Raw genomic sequence first — 2,562 nt, 5'->3', positions numbered from 1 at the left:
CTTCAACAAGGTCTTCAACAGGGTCTTCAACAAGGTCTTCAACAAGGTCTTCAACAGGGTCTTCAACAGGGAGAACGTCTGGTGATAGAAAATTTATTGAAAGCTCGTTTTGGTAGTTTAGACCCAGATTTGTCCCTAATCATCGAGCGCATTTTATTATTACCAGTGGAGGAGTTTACCCCTTTAATAATTAATTTATCTCGCACAGAATTAATTGCCCACTTTTCTAATTAAAAGCATAACTCAATCCTTTGATGATACTGGATTTTAAAATTGGCTGATTAACCAGAGCAGGCAATTTTCTGGGCAAATTCGGGGATATTGAGGATCGTTCTGGAACCAGCATCAGCTTTTTTTGCTAATTTGTGGCCAATTAGCGGCAATTTAGCTCTGATCACCTGAGAATAGCTTTTCTAAAGCTTCCTTCAAGGTTGGTTCCATGACAATTTTATTTTGATAAGCAACTGTTACTCTAGCGATTGTCGGGACACTATTTTGGTCTGCCACTAGATACAAAGGTTCTACATAAAGCAGCGATTGTTCAATGGGAATAATTAATAGATGTCCTTGCAAAACTTTAGAACCGTCCCGATTCCAAAGGGAAATCTGTTGAGAAATATCTGGATCTTGGTTAATTAAAGCCTCAATTTGATTCGGTCCGTACACTAACCTTTGTTTAGGAAATTGATAGAGTAATAACTTACCATACTCTCTATCGTCTGAACGCGCCGCTAACCAAGCGATTAAATTTTGCCGACTAGAGGGAGTATAGGGATGGAGGAGAATAAATTCTTCTTTGTCGGAATCGGGCAGTTTCATGATTAAATAATAGGGTGATACAGCCTGGGGTTCCGTGCCGTAAATTTCTAGGGGAATTTCCCATTGATCCTCCCGATTATAAAATACTTGCGGATCGGTCATGTGATAGGTTAATAATCTTTCCGCTTGGGTACTAAATAAATCTTCGGGATAACGGATATGACTGCGGAGAGTTTTCGGCATTTCTGCTAAAGATTTAAAGAGATGAGGAAAGATTTTACTCCACGTCTGAATGATTGGATCATTTTCATCGGCAACATAGAAATTCACCGTTCCATGATAGGCATCCACTACCACTTTGACCGAATTGCGAATATAGTTAAATTTATCTTTCCCCGGGTCAGAATAGGGATAGCGATCGCTGATAGTATAAGCATCAATAATCCAATGTAATTTACTACTACTATCGCCCACATCTGCCGCTACTAAATAGGGGTTGCGATCATAATTTAAAAAAGGGGCGATAGTTTGCACACGATTTTGGATATCACGACGCATTAATAAGCGAGTTTCGGGAGTAAAATCTTGGCTAAATAACATTTGCCAATCCCGCAGATAAAGGGCAAATAGCCAACGTCTCCACCCCGTCCCCACTAGGATTCCTCCCTTACCATCGTAGGTATTATAGACATTTCCATCCCCGCTAGGAAAATCCAATTCTTCTACGGTGGTGGGAGTCATCACATAATTATTAGTTAATTCCCCGTAGTAAATGCGGGGTTTACCAATGGGAATACTATAATCAATTAATTCGCTAGAGGTTTGTAGGGCCCCTTCGTCTTTATTTGTGCCGATATCTTTGACAAAATAGTAGGGTAAACCCCCGGCAGCCACTAAATTAACCGGGGAAAGAGTGAACCCATAACCGTGGGTATAAACGAGATGTTTATTCACCCAAGTGTTAGCAGAAGTGGGAACCGCACTATAATCTAATTCTCTAGCGGCAATAATTGTCTGTTGTTTTTCAGATATTTGACGTTCTTCGATTTTTTCAGGCAATCCTACTCGTACCCGATAGCGATCGATATCAGCATCGGGGAATTTATAATATAAGCGAATTTGCTGTAATTGTCGGTTAGTTTCTAGCAGTGGTTTGGTGTCCCAAAGACGAATATTATCGATAGTTAGATGGTTTCTCTCTAAAACTTCGGCATTTAATTCGGCCTGTGGATCGAAAACTTGGGCATCAATTCTATCTAAGGAAAAAGCCGCTCTTGTGGATTGAATACTTCTTTCGATATAGGGTCTTTCTCTCACTAATTCATTCGGTTGTACGACAGTTCTTTGCAATAGTCCACTGATAATTGTGCCACTTATCCAAACAATTAAATAGAGAAATACAGGAACTAAGTAGGGGAAAAATACCAACTTTTTCTTAGTATTTTTGTATAACTTGCGACGGTCTTTTTTACCAAATAATGCTTTTTCTCCTAACCATATAGAGGTTATTCCTGCAATAATTCCCAGAATAATTTCAATAAATTGACCAACATGAACATCGATATAACCCGCACCATAAACTACCCCTTCCGGAGAATAAAGTAGCAGGTAACGCTGAATAATATGGTGTAATACTAGCAGCCCCATTAACCCACTCCACAGGGCGTATAAATGACGCAGTTGCGGACGGGAAAACCCCGGAAATGTTCCCAGAGAAAGACTATCGGCCGAAAAAAGATAGGTTAAAATAACAGCAAAAAGAGTATATATTCCCACACCAGTGAGCCATAATTCTAGTAACTG

General features: G+C 39.7%; 1 protein-coding gene and 1 pseudogene. One reads left to right on the top strand and one right to left on the bottom strand.

The genetic code is table 11. The features are described from left to right. A pseudogene (locus tag PX636_RS14605) lies at window positions 1-234 on the top strand (flagellar assembly protein H); the annotation flags it as partial. 150 nt (window positions 235-384) lie between these two features. On the opposite strand, the gene PX636_RS14600 reads toward PX636_RS14605, so the two are convergent. Then, window positions 385-2,562, bottom strand: a 2,178-nt coding sequence (locus tag PX636_RS14600; protein ID WP_288117671.1) for a UPF0182 family protein, incomplete at its 5' end; no start/stop codon positions are given.

It is taken from the genome of Microcystis sp. M53598_WE2, assembly GCF_030067735.1.
Lineage (GTDB): Bacteria > Cyanobacteriota > Cyanobacteriia > Cyanobacteriales > Microcystaceae > Microcystis > Microcystis aeruginosa.
This window is presented reverse-complemented; position numbering and strand designations above follow the sequence as displayed.